At 44.0% G+C, this 22042-nt stretch carries 22 protein-coding genes; 7 read left to right on the forward strand and 15 right to left on the reverse strand.

What is annotated here, in order from left to right; genetic code table 11:
* Window positions 1–5: 5 nt before the first annotated feature.
* Window positions 6–1376 carry an FMN-binding protein gene (locus ACHUFW_RS10840; protein WP_394202975.1) on the reverse strand — a complete coding sequence of 457 codons (1371 nt, stop codon included), beginning with the start codon at window positions 1374–1376 and terminating at the stop codon, window positions 6–8.
* A gap of 296 nt (window positions 1377–1672) precedes the next feature.
* Between ACHUFW_RS10840 and ACHUFW_RS10845 the strand changes: the two genes are divergently transcribed.
* The 5 genes from ACHUFW_RS10845 to ACHUFW_RS10865 all read left to right on the forward strand — a co-directional run bounded on the left by ACHUFW_RS10845 (window position 1673) and on the right by ACHUFW_RS10865 (window position 6489).
* Entirely contained in the window at window positions 1673–2758 is a 1086-nt protein-coding gene (locus ACHUFW_RS10845; RefSeq protein ID WP_394202977.1) for an FAD:protein FMN transferase, read from the forward strand.
* A gap of 20 nt (window positions 2759–2778) precedes the next feature.
* Entirely contained in the window at window positions 2779–4632 is a 1854-nt protein-coding gene (locus ACHUFW_RS10850; RefSeq protein ID WP_394202979.1) for a sensor histidine kinase, read from the forward strand.
* Window positions 4625–5224 (forward strand): response regulator transcription factor, encoded by a 600-nt coding sequence (locus tag ACHUFW_RS10855; RefSeq protein ID WP_394202981.1) that lies wholly within the window; start codon window positions 4625–4627, stop codon window positions 5222–5224. Before ACHUFW_RS10850 ends, ACHUFW_RS10855 begins: the two co-directional genes overlap by 8 nt.
* Window positions 5225–5322: 98 nt before the next feature.
* Entirely contained in the window at window positions 5323–5817 is a 495-nt protein-coding gene (locus ACHUFW_RS10860; protein ID WP_394202983.1) for a type II secretion system protein, read from the forward strand.
* 333 nt (window positions 5818–6150) lie between these two features.
* Complete coding sequence (locus ACHUFW_RS10865; protein WP_394202984.1) at window positions 6151–6489, forward strand: hypothetical protein; 339 nt, start codon at window positions 6151–6153, stop codon at window positions 6487–6489.
* A 65-nt stretch (window positions 6490–6554) separates the two neighbouring features.
* Here ACHUFW_RS10865 and ACHUFW_RS10870 read toward each other — a convergent pair whose 3' ends face one another.
* The 5 genes from ACHUFW_RS10870 to ACHUFW_RS10890 all read right to left on the reverse strand — a co-directional run bounded on the left by ACHUFW_RS10870 (window position 6555) and on the right by ACHUFW_RS10890 (window position 11165).
* The gene (locus tag ACHUFW_RS10870) at window positions 6555–7214 is read right to left on the reverse strand and encodes an NAD(P)H-dependent oxidoreductase (RefSeq protein WP_394202986.1); all 660 of its coding nucleotides are present in this window, start codon (window positions 7212–7214) and stop codon (window positions 6555–6557) included.
* Between the two features lie 107 nt (window positions 7215–7321).
* Entirely contained in the window at window positions 7322–8794 is a 1473-nt protein-coding gene (locus ACHUFW_RS10875; RefSeq protein WP_394202987.1) for a hypothetical protein, read from the reverse strand.
* Between the two features lie 158 nt (window positions 8795–8952).
* A complete protein-coding gene (locus tag ACHUFW_RS10880; RefSeq protein WP_394202989.1) occupies window positions 8953–9294 on the reverse strand; it encodes a hypothetical protein in 342 nt (113 codons plus the stop codon).
* Between the two features lie 17 nt (window positions 9295–9311).
* A complete protein-coding gene (locus ACHUFW_RS10885; RefSeq protein ID WP_394202990.1) occupies window positions 9312–9899 on the reverse strand; it encodes a hypothetical protein in 588 nt (195 codons plus the stop codon).
* Between the two features lie 264 nt (window positions 9900–10163).
* Complete coding sequence (locus tag ACHUFW_RS10890; RefSeq protein ID WP_394202992.1) at window positions 10164–11165, reverse strand: substrate-binding domain-containing protein; 1002 nt, start codon at window positions 11163–11165, stop codon at window positions 10164–10166.
* Between the two features lie 149 nt (window positions 11166–11314).
* Here ACHUFW_RS10890 and ACHUFW_RS10895 point away from each other — a divergent pair, with 149 nt between their 5' ends.
* The gene (locus ACHUFW_RS10895; protein ID WP_394202994.1) at window positions 11315–12067 is read left to right on the forward strand and encodes a sporulation protein; all 753 of its coding nucleotides are present in this window, start codon (window positions 11315–11317) and stop codon (window positions 12065–12067) included.
* A gap of 3 nt (window positions 12068–12070) precedes the next feature.
* On the opposite strand, the gene ACHUFW_RS10900 is transcribed toward ACHUFW_RS10895, so the two are convergent.
* From ACHUFW_RS10900 to ACHUFW_RS10935, 8 genes are all read right to left on the reverse strand, one after another.
* Window positions 12071–12979: a DMT family transporter gene (locus ACHUFW_RS10900; protein WP_394202996.1), complete on the reverse strand. Its 909-nt coding sequence runs from the start codon at window positions 12977–12979 to the stop codon at window positions 12071–12073.
* A gap of 152 nt (window positions 12980–13131) precedes the next feature.
* Entirely contained in the window at window positions 13132–14229 is a 1098-nt protein-coding gene (locus ACHUFW_RS10905; RefSeq protein WP_394202998.1) for an alkene reductase, read from the reverse strand.
* A 56-nt stretch (window positions 14230–14285) separates the two neighbouring features.
* The gene (gene gloA / locus ACHUFW_RS10910) at window positions 14286–14669 is read right to left on the reverse strand and encodes a lactoylglutathione lyase (RefSeq protein WP_394203000.1); all 384 of its coding nucleotides are present in this window, start codon (window positions 14667–14669) and stop codon (window positions 14286–14288) included.
* A gap of 206 nt (window positions 14670–14875) precedes the next feature.
* A complete protein-coding gene (locus tag ACHUFW_RS10915) occupies window positions 14876–16624 on the reverse strand; it encodes a sensor domain-containing diguanylate cyclase (protein ID WP_394203002.1) in 1749 nt (582 codons plus the stop codon).
* Window positions 16625–16745: 121 nt separating this feature from the next.
* Complete coding sequence (locus ACHUFW_RS10920) at window positions 16746–16979, reverse strand: hypothetical protein (protein ID WP_394203395.1); 234 nt, start codon at window positions 16977–16979, stop codon at window positions 16746–16748.
* A 136-nt stretch (window positions 16980–17115) separates the two neighbouring features.
* Window positions 17116–17781, reverse strand: coding sequence for a flavin reductase family protein (locus ACHUFW_RS10925; protein ID WP_394203003.1), 666 nt, complete (start codon window positions 17779–17781; stop codon window positions 17116–17118).
* Window positions 17782–17803: 22 nt separating this feature from the next.
* Window positions 17804–19372, reverse strand: coding sequence for a cryptochrome/photolyase family protein (locus tag ACHUFW_RS10930; protein ID WP_394203004.1), 1569 nt, complete (start codon window positions 19370–19372; stop codon window positions 17804–17806).
* A complete protein-coding gene (locus tag ACHUFW_RS10935) occupies window positions 19365–19553 on the reverse strand; it encodes a DUF2256 domain-containing protein (RefSeq protein ID WP_394203005.1) in 189 nt (62 codons plus the stop codon). The genes ACHUFW_RS10930 and ACHUFW_RS10935 overlap by 8 nt, the downstream gene beginning before the upstream one ends.
* Before the next feature lie 169 nt (window positions 19554–19722).
* Between ACHUFW_RS10935 and ACHUFW_RS10940 the strand changes: the two genes are divergently transcribed.
* A complete protein-coding gene (locus tag ACHUFW_RS10940) occupies window positions 19723–20634 on the forward strand; it encodes a LysR substrate-binding domain-containing protein (RefSeq protein WP_394203006.1) in 912 nt (303 codons plus the stop codon).
* An 82-nt stretch (window positions 20635–20716) separates the two neighbouring features.
* On the opposite strand, the gene ACHUFW_RS10945 is transcribed toward ACHUFW_RS10940, so the two are convergent.
* Complete coding sequence (locus ACHUFW_RS10945; RefSeq protein ID WP_394203008.1) at window positions 20717–21832, reverse strand: DUF1254 domain-containing protein; 1116 nt, start codon at window positions 21830–21832, stop codon at window positions 20717–20719.
* Window positions 21833–22042 lie beyond the last annotated feature (210 nt).

Raw genomic sequence — 22042 nt, forward strand, 5'->3', positions numbered from 1 at the left:
GACTATTAGCTGCGCGGCATGTCATGAGTGACAATGACCTGGTCATGTCGCATTTGCTGGTACAGGATTTCGGCTTGTTTTAAGTAACGATCCCAAGCATCTGAGCGCTTAGTGAACCCAGTAGCCGCATAGCTTCCTGTGTCTCCGGTGGCAGGTAGATCATTGATATCAAACAGTGAACCACCTTGTTGAAGGTGCGTGTTAAGTGCATCAACCATCACATTGAAACCAATGCGCGACGGCTCTACATAATTGATAGAGTCATACTTAGATTGGCGATAGAACTTTTTCAGCGATGCATCAGCAATTTGCTTTTGTTCATCAGCAAAAATCTCATCATAATGGGCTTTAACGATTTGCTGAGATTGCTTATCGACCACCAGCCTTAACATGCTTGTCAGGCCGGTCCATTTGCCTTTGCTATCATTGATTTTCTCAGCATGCTGATAGAACAGAAGATCGCTGCCATTAGTTTGGATTTGCTCATGAATTTTGGCCGTTAGCGGGATCATCGATTGTTGGATACTGTTAGAGGCCCCGGCAACAATGTCGATATCGACATACTTTAAGCGGTTGGGCTCAGATAATTTATTCGCAAGTTTAGGGTCATAATTGGGATTTTCTTCAAAGGTCAGCTTGTTCTGCTCAACCATTAACTTTTCCATCGTCAGCGCTGATTGAACCCAAGCAGTGCCTTTTTTCTTACCCATAGAGAAGTTGTATTCAGACATACGTTTAGGCACATTCTGATATAAACGCGTGTAATAATTGGGGCGACCACTTTCGTTAAATTCGGCAAGCAATACCTCTTGCTTATTATCCTTTGCCGTTACTACGGCCATACTGCCCATATGACCTTGACGAAAGCGCGCTTCTTGATAGTAATAATCACCGCTGATTAGGCCTAGTTTAGGTTGAATAGACCACTTTAATTTAAAGTCATCAGCACCTGACTCAGCTTTTGCGGCGACGGCTTGGTATTCAGGTTTACTGCCATCAACACGCGGCAGGCTATTGATAGCTCTAAGGATGCCATTTGATGAGTATGTCGCACCTGAAACCGCATCTATACCCTCATGGCCATTGTTGCTCACAATTTTCGGCAATAACCGTTCGGCATTTAAATACAGCGACTCAGTTTCTTTATGGGAGTGGGTTTTAATATCAACAATGTCGCCATCTTGCACGGTGACAGTCAGCACAATTGGGCCTTTTTTGCCCTTGGCTTCGACTTGATGTACACCATCCACATATTTTCCTGTACTCGTACTCGTCGCACAACCTGAACCCGCAATAACCGCCACGCTTAATGCGGTGAAAATCAAACTTTTTTTAAATTTAGATGCTAAAACCATAATGGTATTACCCGTTTTCATTGAGTTATTAACCATCAGGATAATTGTCACTCGCTGGTAGCAACAATTGCGGAAAACCGCAGGTTTTTAATGTTAATGATCAAAGTTTGAGCCAGTTAACAATTTTGGAAGAGTAATATGTTCGCCGATAATTAGGCTGTGCTAATGATAAAAAGAGTACTTCTTAGCGGATAGAAAACATGGCAAGTAAGCGTAAACCGATTAACACTATTAACATCACCATGTTAAAGACACTGGTTATAACATTGATTTTTATGTGCAAACCTGGACTAGCCGATGATATAAGCAAAGAGCTAGTGAGCAAGTATTCACCAGCAACCATTAATAGCTACTATCAATGCTCGCCAAATAGTGTTATCGAGTTATCGGATGGAAAAGCGACACTTAGCACCCTGAAATATTTTGGTACTACGATAAGCATAGATATATTCAACACACCAAATGAACAAAGCAAAAATATACTTTGCAAGGCACTCAATGTTATTCAGGAATATCATTACCTAGCATCAAACTATTCTACCTACCCACACGTCACCAATATAAAATCTATTAATAATGAGCCGAGTAAAAAACACCCAATCGATCCTAAGCTGACTGAATTAATATCTGAGAGTATTCGCTGGCATGATATAAGTCATGGCTACTTTAATATCGCACTTTCACCAGTGATTGATCTTTGGCGTCAACACCGTTTTGCGTGTATGCGTAATGCTAAGGACTGTAGCATTCCAGATAGTCAAGCACTTACCCAAGCTGCAAAGCACACAGACATCAGCCAGATACAACTGAATATCGAGGACAATGAAATTCAATTGGCTAAAGGCATGAGTATTGATTTAGGAGGTATTGCCAAAGGTTGGATGGCCGAAAAAGTATATCAGCAGCTTAAACATGATGGTGTCAGCCAATTTATGATCAACGCAGGCGGTAATATTCGCCATTATGGTTTGCATCCTCAAGGTCGATTATTCACCACCGCAATCGAAGATCCTATTTGCAAAAAACATGACTTCCAATTACCCAAGTGCAATGGCTTTGACGGTCAGTACCACGAAGTGATTCAAGGAGAAGATTTAACCATCGTATCGAGTGGCAATTATTTGCGCTATTTCGAAGTTGACGGCAAGCAATATCATCACCTGATTGACCCCCACACCTTAGCACCAAAACCAACAGGTGTAGCAACAACGGTTATTATGAACGACAACCAAATAATGGCAGATGTGCTATCGACTATGTTGTTCCTGATGCCAGTGGACGAAGCATTAGATTATGTTGAACGTCATGATGGTATTGAAGCAGTTTGGTATCTTGATGAGCAAGGTCACAAAAAGGCATCGAAACACTTTAAGCGTTATAGTGTACTTGAGCACAATGAATAGCCCAAGATTAGGTATTTTTTATGCACGTTATTGACCTTTGCCGCCGTTATCAACTTCGTCTGAACTTACTGCTTATCATATTGTTGAGCAGTAGCCTGACTGCGGTATTGGCTCAAACACCAGCACGCCATCTTGAGCCCCAACCCTATTATACTGTTGGCGCCTTGGCCTTCACTTCTACAGACCGGGTTTACAACCGATGGGCACCGACCCTAGCACATGTGAGTAACCAAACAGGGATCCCGTTAAAGTTAGTAACGCTGACACCGGATGAGTTAGTCGAACAAGTCGCCAATAACAAACTCGACTTCATTTTGGGCAACGCGCTGATCACTGTGGCCTTAAAAAAAGATTATGGTGTGAGCCACTTACTTAACCTTGTACCAAATGGTAGAACAGAACCAGAACATGCTGTTGGCTCAGCTCTGATTGCTCGAAGCCAGCTGAATATTACCAACCTAAAAGAACTTCGCTCATTACGGGTCATTTCAGCAGATCCCAATGCATTTGGCGGGTTTCAAATCCTAGCCGGAGAGCTGATTGAACAGGGAATCAACCCCCTTAGCGACCTTGAGCAACTCAAGTTCGTCGGCTTCCCTCAAGACAAACTGTTAGATGACCTACTCGCACAGCAAGCTGATGTTGCAATTCTACCGACTTGCGTATTGGAAAACGCCATCGAAAAAGGCGATGTGCCCGTTGGTGAACTGCATGTATTGCTTGCTAAACAAACTGACTTTATATGCCAAACCTCATCACAGCTATATCCTTCCTATGCCTTCTCTAAACTTGGCCATACAGACCACCAAGTTGCGACGGCAATAACCTTGGCAATGTTATCGATTAACGCAACCGACCCCGAGGCCGTTATCGGTCGTTACCAAAATTGGTCCGTGCCAGTAAAAGACAATCACGTTTATGCGCTGTTGAAACAGCTAAAACACTGGCCATTTGTCACCAACTGGCAACGATTGCTGCAAGATGCCACACCTTGGGCGATTGCCATCGCTATCGTATTATTTCTAGGTTACCTGCACCATCTACGTGTGAAGCGTTTAGTTATCAAGCGTACCCATGCCTTGAGCCAGGAAATGAAACAACATCAAACGACTCAAAAGGCGCTATTTGAGCAACAAAAACAGTTTTATAAAGCCCAGCGAGTACTGCTGACCGGGGAAATGGCTTCAGGTATTGCCCACGAACTTAACCAACCATTAGCGGGTATCCGCTACCTCACTCAAGGCTGCCTGTATCGGCTAGATGACAGTCAAACTGAAATCAGTCAGGCATTGAATAAAACCATAGAACAAGTCGATCGAGCCCAAAGCACTATCAAGCGTTTACGTCACTTTTGTCAGCAGCCCAGCGTTTATGACGACGTCGAACTCAGTCAACTCATCTCAGAAACCTTAAAGCTGATGCAACCAGACTTTAAACGAGCGGGTGTCAGCCCAGAACTTAAGTTACAAACTGTCGATGTAAGTTGTGATGCGAGCTTAATGCAGCAGGTGTTAGTCAATCTACTTCGCAACGCATTAGATGCAATGGAACCTATGCCACAAAAACAACTAACCATAGAATTGTCAGCCCAAGACAGCCAAGCATGCATTAGGATCATTGACTCGGGTAGCGGATTAACTGACCAAGCATTAAAACGGCTTTTCTTCCCCTTTGAGACCTCCAAAGAAAACGGACTTGGTTTGGGCATGGTCGTCTGTAAACGTATTGTTGAAGAGCATGGTGGACAAATAACCGCCCATAACAAGCCTTTATCGCGTCCGCAAGATACCCATCAAGCTAACCCAATGCAAAATCATGACACTGGGTTAATTATCACCGTTACTTTACCCATTAAGGTCGCTGCCCATGGCTAATCTTTATTTAGTAGATGATGATCAAGATGTACTGGATTCATTGTGTTGGATGCTTGATGGCCAAGGAAAACAAGCCGATAGCTATTTGAGTGCGAGCGCATTTATTGATGCGGTAGACCTTAGCCAGCCAGGTGTCGCCATACTGGATATCCAAATGCCAGAGATGGACGGAATGGCCTTGCTTAAACACATTAAAACCTGTCAAAGTCCTATCAGCGTGATCATGCTTACCGGCCACGGTACCATCTCAATGGCCGTGCAATCGATTCAACAAGGTGCCATCGATTTTTTAGAAAAGCCGGTCGACGGTGACAAGCTCATTACGCTTATCCATCAGGCGCAAACCGCCAGTCTACAATGTTTCCACCAGCACAAAGAACAAGCCACAATTGGGCAACGTTTAGACACGTTAACGCGCCGAGAGCAACAGGTAATGGCATTAGTGCTAGAAGGAAAAATGAATAAGGTCATTGCCCACGAACTGGATATTGCTCAGCGAACAATAGAGTTACACCGTCAAAAAGTGATGCAAAAAATGCAGGTCAGTAATATTGCTGAGCTAGCCTATCTGATGGCCAAAACCCAGAAATAGCCCTGAATACTAAAAATGACTAAAGCGGCGTGAAAAGGTAACAAAAATCCCCGCTTGGCAAAGATAATGCCTGCTAATTTACATTAGGAGGTCATGTTATGAAGCAAAATCAAGGCTTCACCTTAATCGAGTTAGTCGTTGTTATTATCGTTCTTGGCATCTTGGCGGTCACTGCCGCGCCTAAATTCATCAATACCCAAAGTGATGCCTATGAGTCGAGCCTTGAGGGAATGTCCGGTGCTCTGTTAAGCGCCAACAATTTGGTTTACTCCAAGGCAGCAATCAATGGCGTTGAACAAGTTGAATCCATTGATGCATCGAGTATTGGTGATGAGTACGCTGGTGCAACTTTAGTGTTTGGCAAAATGCAAGCCGATGAAACAACATTAAAGATGTTCGTCGACGGGCTGGAAGACAGCAGCGCTTGGACACTTGAACCCAACGGTACTATCAACATGCGCATTCACCCAGCAGGACACAGCACGATAGGCGCAGGTGCAGGTAATTGCTTTGTGCAATACAGTCATCAATGGTCTGACTTTCGAGGCAATACTTACCCTGCGAAAACCGAGCTATACACCGATGATTGCTAACTTTATCTGTTAACAAGCCAATAAGTTCGTTACCAAAAATAAGGCTAGCTATTCAACGCTAGCCTTCACAGCTTTGTTAGCAGATTTATTTACCCACCTCAGTGCCTTATTTTTATACTTTTAGATATAAAAAACTATCAAAAACCCCTGATATATCAGGCTAAAAGGTGATTAAAACCACAGTTATCATCGACCACTATTTTAGTGTGCTGCGGTTAACAGCTTCTAAAATTTAGCCTGTGATATGGTGATAACAAGCGTCCAAGGTGTGCCTAGGTACACTTTATGGGCCATATCAAAATAGATAGGTTTTAAAGAACAAAGGTCACCTCAATGAAAAAAGCATTCTACTTAGGATTAAGCGCCTGCTTACTAACAGGCTCAGTCGCAGCGACCGAATATCTCGACGCCGATACCGCTGTGGGCATGGCAAGCTTAATGGTATGCAGCACTTTCTACAGTGAAAACAATATGCAAGTCGAAGGCACGATTGTTGGAAGTGCAGCCACAGCACATATGAAAGCGGGTATTGATGAGATGATCGTCAGTGAAGAAGTTAGCGATAAACTTGCCGCATATATGGATAACTTTAAAGGTTCAAGTAAAGAGCAGCGCAGCCAGATTTGTGAACAAGCCATAGAGTTTGCCCGTAACAGCCGTTTTGCCGATTAATACCTAATAACCCTGCTGCGTCAGACGCTAAGCGCTAGTCTGACGCAGACGGCAAGATTGATTACTTATAAAACGGCAAACACGTCCTCAGCGGCTAATCTCGCTTTGGGTAGTCCATGGTTATAGTCATCGCCTGCCAAATGATAGCCTATCGCTAAGGCAAACTCACACTGGTAACCATTGAGCTCGTCTTTAAATTGCTCACCAATTAGCGCTGGGTCAACACCTTCCATCGGTGTTGAATCTATACCTAGTCTGGCAAGTACATGCAAAGTATTACCTAAGGCGATATAGGTTTGCGCTTTGGTCCAATTGCCATTAAAGCCCGATTCATCAGTATTAGACTCTGCAAAGGTAAAACCGCCATTAAGCATATTGTCATACATATCTGCTGGAAGATGGCCTGAGCTCACCTCAACATCAACTCGCTTACGATAATCCTCTTTAGTGAAATAAGGATTATGGGCAAACAAAATAATGTGTGATGCTTCTTTTGCGTGAGGCTGATTAAACTGGTGCATATTGGCAAAAGTGTTATGGAAACGTTGTTTCGCTGCATCACTTTCTAGCACCACGAACTTCCATGGCTGTGAATTGATTGAAGATGCCGATAAACGCATCGCCTCCTGCAATACCGCCATATCTTCAGCCGAAACACGTTTGCTGGGATCATATTTTTTTGCAGTATATCGACGGTTTAAATCGCGAATAATTGGATGAGACATGATGGATTCCTCATTAACAAAGTTGATACCGCCATACTAATGTCAACAATCTATCAATAGAATAGCCAATTAAGCCAATCATTATGGACAAAAACATCCACAATAGACTAAAACTGAATACTGGCAGCTATCTCATCCAAAGGCATATAGTTAACTCCTCGCTCGATAAGCTCGTTTTCTGCAATCAATAAAGCCGTCTTAAATTCTTCAACCGCTTGTTGTTGTTCGCTGTCCATAAACGCGTATTGACTCTCGGCTAATGTGGTAATGGTGGTTGGAGAGAAAAACAACCTGTCAGCCATAAAGTACTTCATCATGTCATACCAAGTGACTAGTTGAGACCTTGGCTTCATACTCGTGCTGGCCGTGGGTGGCGACTGCCGAATACGCAGCGGGATTTGGCGCTTATTAAATTTTCCATAGCTGTAATGATCAACAGAGTGACTCACACTAACGGTAAAAATATAGGTCGCCACAGCACGTGCCAACGTATCACCCTCAAATATCTTATCGCTTGCAGGAAACGCTTTGACATGTTGATGACAATAATCTGCCCATTTTGCGACCCAAAAATCATCAGGCTCAACATGATGTAAAACCCGTTTCACAAAAGCAAAAATCACTTCGTAATAGCGCGTTAGATAGATACCGTACGGCCCCTCGACATTCGGAGCGTCCATTTGATAAGAAAAAGGAGGATAGGACAGATTCCCTTTAATCCCCTTATAACCATCAACCAATAAATCGCGTAGTCCCGAAGGCCCACCAGGGTATGGGGCATAAACCATGTACCATTTTGATTGCAGCAATGACGACTTGTAATTGAGTACCGCATTTTCCAACGGTAACGTGAATCGCATATGAGGCGTGAGCAATTGATGCAGCACGTGGGTTTTAGGTAAAGCGGTTTTAGTGATGGCGTTAATGCTATCAAACGGAAAATGCTGTAACGGGTGGGTCACCAAGGTACTGCAAAGTGCGCCGCCTTGAAGTACAAAATACTTGGCTAACGCCCAACCTGAATCATCAGGGCTGATAACACTGGCCGTCGCATCGATATAGATTGCGCGAACTTTAAAACGATCGCCTTGTTGATAAAGCAATGTCTTGGTCGCGCTAACATGTATACCTTTGAAAGGTTTGACCGATTCCACCGCTTGAAAATCGACAATATGCCAATTTTGTTGCTCTTGCTGCAAAATCCCATTAAACACATCACGGTCAACGTCATCTAACTGCGATGTGATAAATTTTACCAACATAGATTGGTTAAAAAACTGTTCAAACTCAGAGTCAGATACAGGCTTTAAGCCTCTCAGCATTAGCGCCTTTACAGCATAATAGGGGGTTAAAAGTAAATAGATCAGATAGCGGCTGCCGATCCAAAACCACCAGTCTAGCCTTTCTCTTAACGGCACATGAATAACAGCAGGGCTTTCTCCCCATGGGTGTACCGGCGACGGCTGTGGCCATGGCCCTTTACGAGAGTACAGAAAGTCATGTTGATCATATTGATGGTCACGAGAGGTACGAGATGCGTCATGCTTTACGCGACTATGATTTTTGGTATTGTCATCCATAACAAATAGTTAAATATTTCTGCGAAGCTATATCCCAGTCTAACTTAATAATGCTTATGGGTTAACCGCTAATAAAAATAGGAGGGCAGATAAGCACAATGACCGCTTATCTGCCCTACTATATGCCTGACTATATTGGCTTTAAAAACAAGAACTAACTAAAACAACGCCCAGTTGAATGCTGCTGTCGCAGCGTTTTTAAACACCTCGATGACGGCGTTAAGCATCCTTTCTGCAATTTGCAACGTAACAATCGCCAAAGAACGTAATCGAACCCGAGCAACCATTTTTTGATCTTCTAAAAAGATCTTAGCATCGTATTCATCATATTCGCCTTTGGCCTTCTTCTTCGCTATAAACTTTAAGTCGTTAAGAAACCCTTGAGCAATATTGTCAACAATATCCTTTGCATCTGCCCAATTTTCGGTTCCCACCGCTTTCGCAGCTGCTAGCGCTTCTTTTACAACATTACCTATGTCTACACCATTAACTTTTTCCATAATTCCTCCTTGAATAACTAGTCAGCGGTAGTACTCTTTTTAAAAGACTCGGTTTTCTGCAATGCAATAATCATATCCATTAAACTTTTTTGTCGACTTTCCCAGTTCACACTGGTTAAAATCTTATTTGGTGCTTCTTCGTGCTGCTGCTGCCAATAACTCACTAAACATTTCAAATCTAAATAATTACTAACTGTTAGCGTAATATCATTGATGTTTGACTTACCCGATGCGCAGTTCGATGGAATAGCGCTTGTGATTAACTCATCAATTTTTGCTTGAGTCGTTTTTGCCCATGAGTCTACTTCACCACTGTTTACCATTGCACGTAATATCAATGCATTAGCATCAACTCTCATCTTGGCGTAAGTGGATTGGTAATGCCCAATATAGCCACTATTTTGCTCTGCTGACTGGCCTGGTTCTAGCTTACGAGTCTTAGGGGACTTTTCTCTTGCCTGCTCAATCGCTAATGCGGTTGATTTATAAAATGCTTCTGTTCCACTGAGCAGCTTTTCATCATAGGGTTGTACTAATGTCAATTTACATGCAGATAATAGTAATGTGGACACTAATACTAAAAAAGTAGCGATATACCTACTCATACAACCTCCTTGTATTCATTGATGTTAAAAATTATCAAACTAATAATGTTAAAAATATTAGCCAAAACAATATCAACTTAGCTAACAACTTACTAATATAAGCAAGTCTTAAGGATAATGGGAATAAAACAAAAGTTGCAATGAAATTGATTAATATAAAATACCAAAACCAAACCTATACGGTCAGGTGATAATTATAAAAACTGCTAATCACTAACATATTTAAAAACAAGACAATTAACTAGAAGAAGCAATCAAGCACAATCAATTACCAAGGCAGGTATGGAAATTTAACTGATCACAAAAATTTAATGGAATTTCTAAGCGGCGCTGATAAGGCAGGTTATTAGCAATGCGATACAGGGTATTAATGGTTTGTTTACCCATTTCAAATGGGTTTTGTCCGACATTAGCATGAGTGACGCCATCATCTAAAAATAACATCTGTTGCGGCGACGTATCACCGATAACCAGCACCATATCATTGGCTTTTAATGCTGAACGATATGGTGCAACTGTGAGGCTAAACGCATCAGCAAGCTGTGCCCATCCACCCACCGCCACAAAAGCATCCACTAATTGTTCATCAAAGAGTTTGAGCACGGTTTTCAAATCAATAAGCGCGTTGGTATTGTGGCCAAAGTTATACATAGGTGCTCGAAACTCTCGCCAGCCATTTTCCCCAACTAACGCTTGTCCAGGCGGCGTACTGTACTGTTTACCCGACAACGCCATTCTGATCCCCATAACCCTAAGGTTTAAATTTGGCGAGTCTGGACGACCACTTTGGATAATGAGTTGGCCACCGTTTGGCCGTAGTCTTTGCAGCTGCTCACCCAGTGCCTGGCCAATGGCTAGGTTATCAGATCCAACATACGCCGCTCTTATCTGTGGGTTATTGGCCAGTGTCGCTGCACTAAAGTCTGCATCATAAGTGATCAATGGCACGCCGAGACGATTTGCTTTGGCAACACTACGACTTGCCAGAAACTCTGATTGAGTTACCGCAATAGCAATGCCATCGACGCCTTCATCAAGCAGCTCAGATATAATCTTATCTTGCATTCTGACATCAACATGTTGATGCCCTCGAAACAGGCACTCAACATTGCCAAGCTCAGCAGCGGCGACACGGCATCCCTCGGCGGTAGCGATAAAAAAAGGATTATTGGTTTCTTTAGGAACAAGCGCAAAACGCCAGGTTTTCCCGTAAAGCGAAAACGATGTCACGCAGCAAGCAATCAAAAAAATCCAAATGAATCGCATACGCTAAGCTCCTGTGGTTCACCAACAGATGGCGCAGACCAATAAGTATAGTTAATCTTCACGTATCCCGTTACAAACTGATGTTTGAATCAGCTGAAAGTCAGTGCTAGTGTCTATGACAAATGCTAAACAAGACTAAGGAAAGCAGGATGTTAAAGAAAATCTTAGCCAGCGTAGGGATAGGAAAAGCCACAGTCGATGCCATCTTACTCGATGATCAACTTAGAGCTGGGGACGACTTTACCGTAGAAGTAGTCATAAAAGGCGGCGAAGTCGAGCAAGCGTTAAACGGCTTAGAGTTTGCCATTATGGCCCAAGCCAAAGCCGAGCAGAAACTCGGAGATGATGAGGTTAAGTACAATAAAAGTGTGGTGCTGCAGAGCTGGAAGCCGATGTTGAAACAAACCATTGGCGCCAATGAAACCTTAACCCGCCAATTCAAATTGCACTTACATCCAGAAGTTCCTGCCACCAGCCTGTTTGGTCAACGAATTGCTAAGGTATGGCTGCAAACAGGGCTTGATATCAAAAACGGCATTGATGGTAGCGACAAAGACCCACTGACCATTGTCCCCTCAAATACTCAGCTGGCAGTGCTAGAGATGATTGAAAACAGTGGCTATCGACTGTTTAAGAGCGATATTGAAGCCGGCGGCATTCGAACACGGGAGTTCTCATCTCACCTGCCCTGCTATCAAGAATACGAATTTAAACCAGAGTCGCGCTCCTTTTTTGGTGCCAAAGAACTTGAAGTCACCTTTGTCGACAACGGCCAAGAAACCGGGGTATTGATAGAAATAGACCGCGCATTCATTGGCGACGGTTACCGCAGTATCTCCATTCCGAATCACTGCGATAGTGTCGATGCCGTCAGGCCCTATATTGAAAGACTACTCGGCTAACTGCTAACTTTGCTGCTGTGTTGCCAACTGCGCAGCACAGCTGCGTTGTGCTTCAGCTTTTTTCGCTTCTCGGCGAGACAGTTTTATGTACGACACCAGCGACAGCATAATCAGTCCCGCACCCAAGAGTTTCTGCCATGCTAGCTGCTCACCCAGCATCGTAATGCTGAGCAACATGGTCCACACTGGCTCTAAAATCATAATTAGCGCTGCGGTTTCTAGCTTAACGGTAAACTGCCCCATGGTTTGTAATAAATAACGTGCAGAAGTCGCAAGCACGGTAGAAATAATAAACCAAAACAATAAATCGAATGAATAATCAATCACCGCAGGTTCGCTATAACCAGCGACCACAAACCCCACCAGACCAACTGCAAACAGCTGAATACAGATAGACAGCAAAGCAGGTAATCGGCTGGCGACATTTTTATTAAGCACAAAATGGATCGACAACAACGCAGCAGCCAATAAGAAATACACTTGGCTTGCTTCCATCTGCCAGCCGCCACTGAGGGTCAATAGCGCCATACCAAGCATACTTACAGGTAACGCAAACCAGAAGGAACGGTTGGGCTTAACTTGAAACAGCAACCATGACACCAGCGGTGCGATGATCATCGCCAAGCTCATGATAAAAGCCCCCTCAGATAAGCTATCGCTGATAGTCACCGCATGCACCCAAACTTGCAGAGCCAGCCCCAAAAAGACGCCAACACCAAAAATGGTCATGGTCTGTCGCCACGGTAACTGCAGCAGCCGCTTAAAACAAAACGGCAATAGAATCAGGGCTGCCAACAAAAACCGGATCCCCAAAAACAGATCGCCAGGCATATGGTTGACCACAAACTTGGATGCCACCCACCCCAGTGCTGCAAGCAATGTTGAGATTAGCAGGTAAATAATACCGCGCATATTATAAGCTCTATGTCTATCCACCTTTAAAATTGTGATTGGCTCTCAATTGAAAAGATGTAACTTCAGCAGAAAAGCAAATAGCAACGCCATGGAGAGCGTTGCTATTTGATAAATGAATTTAGATTTTAGCGTATATGTGTGCGGGTAGACTACTGGGTATACTCACAATAATCGGTTAAACCTTTGGCTGCACCGCCAAATAATGTCGCTGGGTCATGGCTAGCTAATGGATAACCCTGTTTAATGCGATTTGGTAAATCAGGATTGGCCACAAATGGACGACCAAAACCAATCATATCTGCCAAGCCTGCTTCAATGGTTTGTGCCGCTTTTTCAGCGTCATATTTACCGGCGTAAATTAATACACCGTCATAGGCTTGCCTTACTGCTTGCTTGAAAGATGCTGGCGTGTCTGGTGCATCGTCCCAATCAACTTCAGCAATATGCAAATAGACAATACTATGCTGATTTAACATGGCTGCGGCTGCGGTATAAGTTTCTTCCGGGTTGGCATCCACAGTACCGTTTAGCGAAGTAAAAGGAGCTAAACGCACACCGACGCGCTCTGCACCTATTGCATCCACCATCGCTGCAACAACTTCGCTTAGAAAACGTAATCTATTTTCGACACTGCCACCGTATTCATCGGTTCGATCATTCGCTTCAGAATCAATGAACTGATTAATTAAATAACCATTAGCCGCATGCAGTTCAATACCATCAAACCCTGCTTCAACAGCATTCAGTGCCGCTTGACGATATTGCTCAATAACCATATCGATGTCAGCTTTGGTCATTGCTCGTGGCTCAACCACATCAACAAATCCAGGCTCATCTGTACCGTTATCAATAAAAACTTTGACATTTTCGGCTTTGATTGCTGACGATGATATAGGTTGTTGTCCGCCAATATTATCTGGATGTGTCACTCGGCCCACATGCCATAATTGAGCAAATATCACCCCACCTTTAGCGTGGACGGCATCAGTGGTCAGCTTCCAACCATCTATCTGCTGTTGCGTGTAGATGCCTGGTGTCCATGCATAACCCTGCCCCATAGCTGAAATCTGCGTACCTTCGGCAACAATCAAGCCAGCTGAAGCGCGCTGGGCATAGTACTCAGCCATTAATTCATTAGCCTCATTGCCTGGTTGGCTCGCCCGCGAACGGGTCATTGGTGGCATTACGATGCGGTTGTTTAAGGTGTGCTGCCCTAAGTTAACGGCAGTAAATAGTGCATTTGTCATAATAAAACCCTCGTCGAAAGCAAGCACCACAATGCTTGCTTTAGCTGCTCAATTTGTTAGCTATGTTGAATTAACTCAATCTGGTAACCATCTGGATCGGTGATAAACGCAATATGGGTTTCTCCACCTTTTACCGGCCCTGGAGCGCGGGTTACATTGCCACCTAACTGGCTGATCTTTTCACAAACTTGATAAATATCTTCAACCCCGAGAGCAACATGGCCAAACGCCGTACCCATCTCATATTCATGGGTATCCCAGTTATAGGTCAGTTCTATCGTTGCACAGTCAGGGCCATTGTCATAACCAACAAAAACTAAGGTATAGCGATACTCGTTATTTTCAGAGCGCTGTAACTCTTTCATCCCCAAAACCTGGGTATAAAAAGCAATGGATTTATCTAGATCAGCAACTCGCAACATGGTGTGTAAGAATTTCATTTTCGCCTCGATAACATTAGGTCAGTAGTGATGCGATTCACCTTAGCAATGAGAATGGATTAAATAATACGCCTGATATCCATAACAAGATAATTATCAATAATTCTTAATTTGATAAATTTTATTTATCAACAGTGTTTATGGATGCGGTTCATGACTGCTAAGGCATCAAGGCGCATATCCAGACCAATGGCAAATTTGACGGGCTAGCCTTCGAGTTTATTGGATTGAATGATATTCGTAACAACCTTATCGGTATGCGGCTTGGCAGTTGGCTGACTCGAGTCTGGGATGGAATGTGTAGCGGCTTTCTCCTGTGAGTCACGCAGCTCGACTTGATAAAGGAGCGCACGATCGCGCCCTTGCTCTTTGGCTCGGTACAACGCCATATCGGCAAACTTAACTAGCTGCTCTTTGTCTCCCTCAACCTGCGGATAGCTGACAACACCAATAGAAACCGTCACTTTACCGAGGGAAATTCCTTTTAGTTGTAAATGTAATTGGCTCACTTGGCGACAGATGCGTGTCGCCATCTCCATAGCTTGACTCTGATCAGCATGGCTCAAAATCACACCGAGCTCTTCGCCTCCTAATCGGCATGCAATATCATCACTGCCTATCATACGCACAATCAAGGCACTGACTTCTTTCAAGACATAATCCCCAGCGTCATGACCAAAATTGTCATTGAATCGTTTAAAGAAATCTAAATCTAACATCAGCAAGGCAACACTGTGTTTCTCACTGCGGTGAATCAGCGCTTGCTCAAATGACTCATCAAAATAGCGGCGGTTGTATAATCCCGTTAGTGGATCGCTGAGCGCTTGAGAGCGCAATTTTTCTTGCAAGCTCAAATTCGCCAGCGCCAAACCAAGGTGTTCCGCGATAGTAAATGCCAACCGTAAAGTGGATTGTTCTACTTTGACACTGGACTCGCCAAAGTAGAGGTGCAACATGCCTATGGTATTTCCATGGGCCGTTAACGGAATGCACAACGATTGATCATGCCCTAGCTCCTGCATATGATGGCATGGCAAGCTGTGGTAATCATCGTTGGCTAAGTGATACTTGCCCTTTCGTAGTGCCCAACAATCACTGGGAGAATAACGCATTGCAGCAGGCCAGGGCTTGCCCCAATCAAGCTTGACTTCTAATTGGTTCCGAGACGATCGCATCATTGCCACACTGCCATTAATATCACCTAAAATTCTTGGCACAATGTCTTCCACTACTTTTTGGGTCTCACCTATCGAGGTACAAGCTGCAAGCATATTGGCCAAGCGGTGTAGCAGTTCAATTTCCTGTGTCCGGTTGATAATACGCTCTTCTTGTCGCTCTCGCTCTTTATTGATGCGATAATTAACCTGCTTGGCACTTAACACACTAGTCGCAGCGAACGCCAGCACCGATATTGATAGTAACGCAATGAAAATCCACATCAGCTCTCGCGACATAGATTCTAATTCATCCATCGACATCGCCATTCTCACCACCACAGGCCCACGCTGTAGCGACACTCTTTGAGCGACATACAGCATGTCCACTTCCAGTGCTGTGCTAAAATGGATGTTCTCACCTTTACCATCCTTAAAGGCGCTCGAGATTTCAGGTCGTGATAAATGGTTGTCCATCGCTATCATCTCAAGATAGCTGAGTGAGGTGTCAGCCAGCACAATTCCATCACTGTCAATGAGTGTAATACGTTTATCTTTAGTCGCTTGTGAGAGATTACTGAGGTAATTTTGTAGCGCTTTGGGGGATAAATTGGCGATATGTTGTTGGTCGCTAGCCAAATGCAAAGCCACATCATTGGTTAATCCAGACAGGTGACCTTTAATCGTTTTAGACACCCAAGAGCCTAAGCCTGCATTTATGAAAAACAACCCTGCGAGCATAGACAGTAACATCATAACAACAGGCAAATACTGCCACCTACGCTGAAATAATACCGACATGGACGCCATCCTTTGCTAATACCAAGACTTGTTAAGTAAAGCAGAGGTTAGCGCTTTCAACCACTACAGAGGTGGTAAATGTTACCGTAAAATGACAATCTTACTCGGCACTCAACCAAGGCTATTTTGAGGAGGACTCAGATTCTCGTCTGACTAGAATAAAAGTCAGGTACATTTTGGTTGGCAGTGATAGTGCCATGCCGACAGCCACGCATACCGCACTGATAATAATGCCTGTGACCCCCATTGCTTCCATAGCTTGACTAAAATTGTGTAGATAAATCCCTAGCGCAATCAAGCAAAGCCCTAGCGCAATGCAAGACTTAAGTAACAAAATGAGCTTTTTATCAGAAATGGACATAACCAACACACCTGATAGATGACAGATAACAGCATCTGCCTCTATCATGGCGAAAAACCCAGCAAACGGTATTGATTTAGATCAAGCTAATATGGGCCATTCAATTAACTACTTTTACGCTATTAATCACTTAAGCCTTAGGTTTTAAGGTACCATCTACCGCCAAACGTTTTGGCAAGGTTTGCGGTTTAGCGTAGCTCAAGCGAGCCAGGCGTTGACAGCTATGGTAGCTATCCAATCCCGATACCGCGACGGCCTCAAGCGCTTCAATATCGATGTAACCGTCTTGCTGAAGCGCCACATCTGGCAAAATCACGTGTACTACTTCACCTATCACCATTAAGGTGTCATTTAGCGATAACTTAGAAATTTCTCTAACCTCAAGGGCGATTTTTAACTGACTTTCTGCAACAAAAGGAGCGGCAACGCCTTCAATAAAGGTTTCTGTTAATCCGACTTCGGTGAACTCCGACACATCCGCATCGTAACGAGCAGAGGTCTGGTGAGCGCGCCTAAACGTGTTGGCATTGACCTGGTTCAAAGTATAGCTGCCATTCGCTTTTAAGTTGCTAAGGGTATCTCTAGGCACGCTATCAGGTCGCATGATCATGCCCATCAACGCAGGATCAGCACCGATATGAAACACCGAACTGACTATGGCTAGGTTTGTATTACCACCATGATCAATAGACCCCACCAGGTTGGCACTTTTAAACCCTGACAAGCTGTTAATAAATCGCGCTCGATATCGCTGCTCCATGGCCGCGATATCTGCTTGGGTTAAATGAGACGTCATGCTAAATCCTACCTATTAAAAACTAGATCGAGTCGAGATTGGCAAGTAACCACTTTGCACGCTGTAAAATTGCCTGTTGCTGCAACGCAGACTTTTTTTGCCAATTGGCATACACCATTTTATTGCGAGGATTGTTGCTAAAACCTTGTTGATGCTGCAACATAAAATGCCAATAAAGGGCATTCAATGGACAGGCATCATCGCTGTCGCTTTGACGCACCTGATAAGCGCAATCGCCGCAATAATCACTCATTTTGTTAATGTAATTACCACTGGCGGCATAAGCTTTAGAGCCAACAATCCCACCGTCAGCAAATTGGCTCATCCCGCGTGTGTTGGGCATTTCCACCCACTCAATGGCATCGATATAAATCCCCAAATACCAGTCATCAACTTGGTCGGGATTAATCCCTGCTATCAAACAAAAGTTACCCGTCACCATGAGGCGTTGAATATGGTGGGCATAGGAATACTCAATGGATTGCTTAATAGCATGGTGCAAACAATGCATTTTAGTTTCACCAGTCCAAAACCATGGAGGTAAACTGCGATGCGCTTGCAAGTGATTGAGCTGGGCATACTCAGGCATATTGCCCCAGTAAAGGCCGCGGATAAACTCTCTCCAACCCAATATTTGTCGGACAAAACCTTCAACCTGCGCGATGCCAATCTCACCATTTGCTATATGGTATTGATTAATCGCGGCATCAATGACGCGCTGAGGACTGAGCATTTTGGTATTGATAGCGAAGGACAGCCGTGAGTGATACAAAGACCACTGGCGCTGGTCACCCAAAATATCTAAACGACACGTCAACGCGTCTTGAAATCGACCGAAGTGAACAAGACAGTGACGACAAAAGTGCGCTAATAAATCAAGCGCCTGTTTGCGATTAATTGGCCATATGAGTTGTTCCGGCAGTTCACCGATAACAGGCAAATTATGACGGGCAACACGACTTGCGATCTCGCTAACATCATTAGCAAATATCAGTGGCTCCGGCACCTCGAGTAGATCTTTATTTTTTAGCTTATGACGATTGTCAGCATCATAATTCCACTGCCCACCTTCAGGCTGCTCCCCCGTCATCAACACATTAAAGCGCTTGCGCATTTTGCGGTAAAAATGCTCTAAGCGATGATGTTTGCTCGCGGTAAAATAGTCACTGAGCTCGGCATCCGTTAGATAAAAATGCTCCGACTCATATACACAACTTAATATGGGTAACCGCTGACAAAACTCAGCTAACTGGTACCGAAGCCGATACTCATCGGGGAGTTGATACTCAAATTCGGCGATGCCGTAACGGGCTATCAATTCATTTAGTAACTCAGGTAAATCATGATGCGCACGGGTTTCATCTAGAGTCAGGTGCAATACTTGATGGCCAGCTTTGCCTAAAGCGTTAGCAAATTCGGACATCGCAGCAAAAAAAGCACACAGTTTTTGTCCATGATGACGCGTGTAAGTCGCCTCTTGATGTAATTCAGCAATGAGGTATAAAGTGCTATCACATTTGTCACTAAACCAAGAGTGCGCGGGATTGAGTTGGTCTCCCAATATCAGCCTAAGCCTATTAAAATTAGCCAAAAATATTACTCCATTGGCTTAAGGTTTCGCTATTTTCATCTTGGCAATGTTGATGACCTTTGCCCGCACAGCGCTTGGAACAATACTTAACCTGATCCCAGTCTTTGCGCCATTTCTTACGCCAAGTAAAAGGGCGAACACAAACAGGACATAGTTTCCACGGCAGTGATGATTTGTTCATACGGGACTCCTTTGCATTGACGATGCCATAAACGTCACACAACAGATTGATCTCAACATGGATCAATACGCAGCAAAGCCAATTTAAGTTCACCTCTTGGTACCACATGGTCACCACACTGTTTTTTTAGTAACGTAATAGGCCGACCGGCAACGTAGCAGAGGTGAATGTGGACACCCGTATCGATTTAAATTTATATCGATTTATGATGAGCTTAGTGAAGTTAAAATCCTTGAGTAAAACCTGTCATGAGCTTGATATTAGTCGCGCCACTTTCAATCGACATCTGGCTCAATGTCGCGATTTATTCGCAAACGAGTTATTTGTGGTTAACAAGGGAGCCTATACCCCCACCCTAATGATGAGCCAGCTAGCCCAGTATATTGAAGCGCCCCTGTCGAGTTTGGAACAAAGCCATCATGCTGCACGATTGTTTGCCGATGACCATCACAATATCAAATGCACCATTAACATCATTAGCCCGTTAACGAGCACTCTCACCCTGCCTTTAATAGATGCCCTGGTAACCCAAGACAACCCGAACCAACTGACATTTGTTGATTGGTCACTCCATGGTGTTGAGCAACCAGAAGTCGGGGCACTCGCAGTTGGCATCGCCGGTTACCCCAACCAGTTTAGTGAGCACCTAGTTGAGCGAAAGCTCGCCTCAGTTCCACTATTTGTTTACCTTCCTCGAAATCATCGCCTTAGCAACGAAAGCAGAATCAACATCGATAATATGCTCGATGAACATATGGTTCGGATCTCCTTGGGGGCTCACGATGGCAGTGCCTACTATGAGCAAGTACGTAATCAAACAGGTTGTCATCTAAAGCAATCACTAACGGTATCGAGTATCACAGCAGCACTTGCGTGCGTAGCAACAAAACAGTATTTGTTTGTCTGTACAGCCATACCCAGCACTGAGTTACCCAGTGACATCACTGTCATCCCCTTATACGCCAATGATATGCCATTAACCTATGATGTTGGCATTCACCATCATCGCTTGGTATATCAACATCCGCTGATTAAAACCATTGAAACTGTCATTGTAAAAAGCCTTAGAAAAAGCGAATAGTCACCGGCCTATTCGCTTTATATTCAATGTAATTATCTATTTATCATCACCAAGGGCGCGCGACGCCTTAGGATAAATTTGCTTAATGCGGCAGCATCACACCATCGGCATAGTCAACAATCTGCTGTTCATCAATGGGTTTATACATACGTAAAATCCCTGTCCAATTTGCTTCAACATCAATATTGTTAATCGCATTATCGCCGCAGTTAAAATGGACTGTGTAACTGCCATCTTCATTTGCTGTTAACTCGCCTTGTCGACTCGATAGTGCAAAGTTATTGGTGTGCACATAGGCATCTTGTCCGTAAGTGGTGATGGAGAAAAAGCCATTAGCTTGCAATGGCGGCGCATCAAAGTTCATCACCTGACACTGGCCAGTGCGATTATCAGCTAACAAGACTTTATAAAACGCATGTTCACTGGGTAACCCACCAAAGCCCATGGCCGTTAATCCCAACGCATGGAAGTGAGTCACTTTGCGTGCTCGTACATTTTGTTTCGCATGCAGAGGCTTACCTTCAGGCGCCCCCATCGCTTGGGTAAAATCTAATGCCATCACCTGCTTTTCTAGATCCAGTCGTACCTGCTCACGTTGATACTGATTAAACCCTTTCGCTTGATAACGGTTAGCTGAAGATGCATCAGCCTTGATTAAATCTTGCTTGCGATTCCCCTCTGCAATAGCAGCGGGGGTATCCGATGCCACTTGGGTTCGGGCAATAACCCAAACATGCTGGCCGTAGCTAAGCATATCTGGAGTAATGGTAATTTGGTTCTTACCCGCTTGGGCATATAACACTGCCACCGTTCTGTGATTTTCATCTATCACTTGCAACGATTGATAACTCTGTAAGATCGGTAAAGTAAACGTGACCCCGCCTTGTGTGTCCCAAATTGACTTTGAATACAAGGTATCGCGGTTCTGCCTCACTACCGTTTGTGTTTCCATAGTGAGTAACACCCGATCATGGGTAAAATGGTTGATGCCTGATTTTTGCTGTTGTTCAAAGAAATACTTATCAGACTCTGCAGCAATAAAGTTATCTTTGTTTACCTCTTTGTCACCACCAAACTGCAGTTGAACCGCCGTCGGCTGACCTTTCTTAGGTAAATGGTCACCTAGTTCATGAGCCATAGCTGGTTGAACGCATAGGGCAGTAGCAATCATGGTTGCAATAATGGTCAAGTTTTTCATAAGCGTTTCCTCATTGAGTCAATCTAAACTGGGCTTAACAACTAAGCGATTGAGCAAACGATAGCGCGACTAACAATGCATTACTGACAAAGATCAGGCTCACAATTGAGACTTAAAAAGAATCATAAAAGAAATATCATTAACGGCCCAATAACTGAAAAAAGTGCCAGCTAACTCAGTTAACTGGCACTTTTACATGGAGGTGGGATG

The organism is Shewanella waksmanii (genome assembly GCF_043643685.1).
Classification (GTDB): domain Bacteria; phylum Pseudomonadota; class Gammaproteobacteria; order Enterobacterales; family Shewanellaceae; genus Shewanella; species Shewanella waksmanii_A.

Excerpts from the sequence above, each read along its gene's own strand:
- ACHUFW_RS10890 (WP_394202992.1), bottom strand. The coding sequence starts at position 11,165 with ATGCGATTCATTTGGATTTTTTTGATTGCTTGCTGCGTGACATCGTTT.
- ACHUFW_RS10935 (WP_394203005.1), bottom strand. The coding sequence starts at position 19,553 with ATGAACAAATCATCACTGCCGTGGAAACTATGTCCTGTTTGTGTTCGC.
- ACHUFW_RS10915 (WP_394203002.1), bottom strand. The coding sequence starts at position 16,624 with ATGTCGGTATTATTTCAGCGTAGGTGGCAGTATTTGCCTGTTGTTATG.
- ACHUFW_RS10925 (WP_394203003.1), bottom strand. The coding sequence starts at position 17,781 with ATGACGTCTCATTTAACCCAAGCAGATATCGCGGCCATGGAGCAGCGA.
- ACHUFW_RS10865 (WP_394202984.1), top strand. The coding sequence starts at position 6,151 with ATGAAAAAAGCATTCTACTTAGGATTAAGCGCCTGCTTACTAACAGGC.
- ACHUFW_RS10840 (WP_394202975.1), bottom strand. The coding sequence starts at position 1,376 with ATGAAAACGGGTAATACCATTATGGTTTTAGCATCTAAATTTAAAAAA.
- ACHUFW_RS10850 (WP_394202979.1), top strand. The coding sequence starts at position 2,779 with ATGCACGTTATTGACCTTTGCCGCCGTTATCAACTTCGTCTGAACTTA.
- ACHUFW_RS10945 (WP_394203008.1), bottom strand. The coding sequence starts at position 21,832 with ATGAAAAACTTGACCATTATTGCAACCATGATTGCTACTGCCCTATGC.
- ACHUFW_RS10880 (WP_394202989.1), bottom strand. The coding sequence starts at position 9,294 with ATGGAAAAAGTTAATGGTGTAGACATAGGTAATGTTGTAAAAGAAGCG.
- ACHUFW_RS10860 (WP_394202983.1), top strand. The coding sequence starts at position 5,323 with ATGAAGCAAAATCAAGGCTTCACCTTAATCGAGTTAGTCGTTGTTATT.
- ACHUFW_RS10870 (WP_394202986.1), bottom strand. The coding sequence starts at position 7,214 with ATGTCTCATCCAATTATTCGCGATTTAAACCGTCGATATACTGCAAAA.
- ACHUFW_RS10885 (WP_394202990.1), bottom strand. The coding sequence starts at position 9,899 with ATGAGTAGGTATATCGCTACTTTTTTAGTATTAGTGTCCACATTACTA.
- ACHUFW_RS10900 (WP_394202996.1), bottom strand. The coding sequence starts at position 12,979 with ATGCGCGGTATTATTTACCTGCTAATCTCAACATTGCTTGCAGCACTG.
- ACHUFW_RS10875 (WP_394202987.1), bottom strand. The coding sequence starts at position 8,794 with ATGGATGACAATACCAAAAATCATAGTCGCGTAAAGCATGACGCATCT.
- ACHUFW_RS10895 (WP_394202994.1), top strand. The coding sequence starts at position 11,315 with ATGTTAAAGAAAATCTTAGCCAGCGTAGGGATAGGAAAAGCCACAGTC.
- ACHUFW_RS10905 (WP_394202998.1), bottom strand. The coding sequence starts at position 14,229 with ATGACAAATGCACTATTTACTGCCGTTAACTTAGGGCAGCACACCTTA.
- gloA (WP_394203000.1), bottom strand. The coding sequence starts at position 14,669 with ATGAAATTCTTACACACCATGTTGCGAGTTGCTGATCTAGATAAATCC.
- ACHUFW_RS10855 (WP_394202981.1), top strand. The coding sequence starts at position 4,625 with ATGGCTAATCTTTATTTAGTAGATGATGATCAAGATGTACTGGATTCA.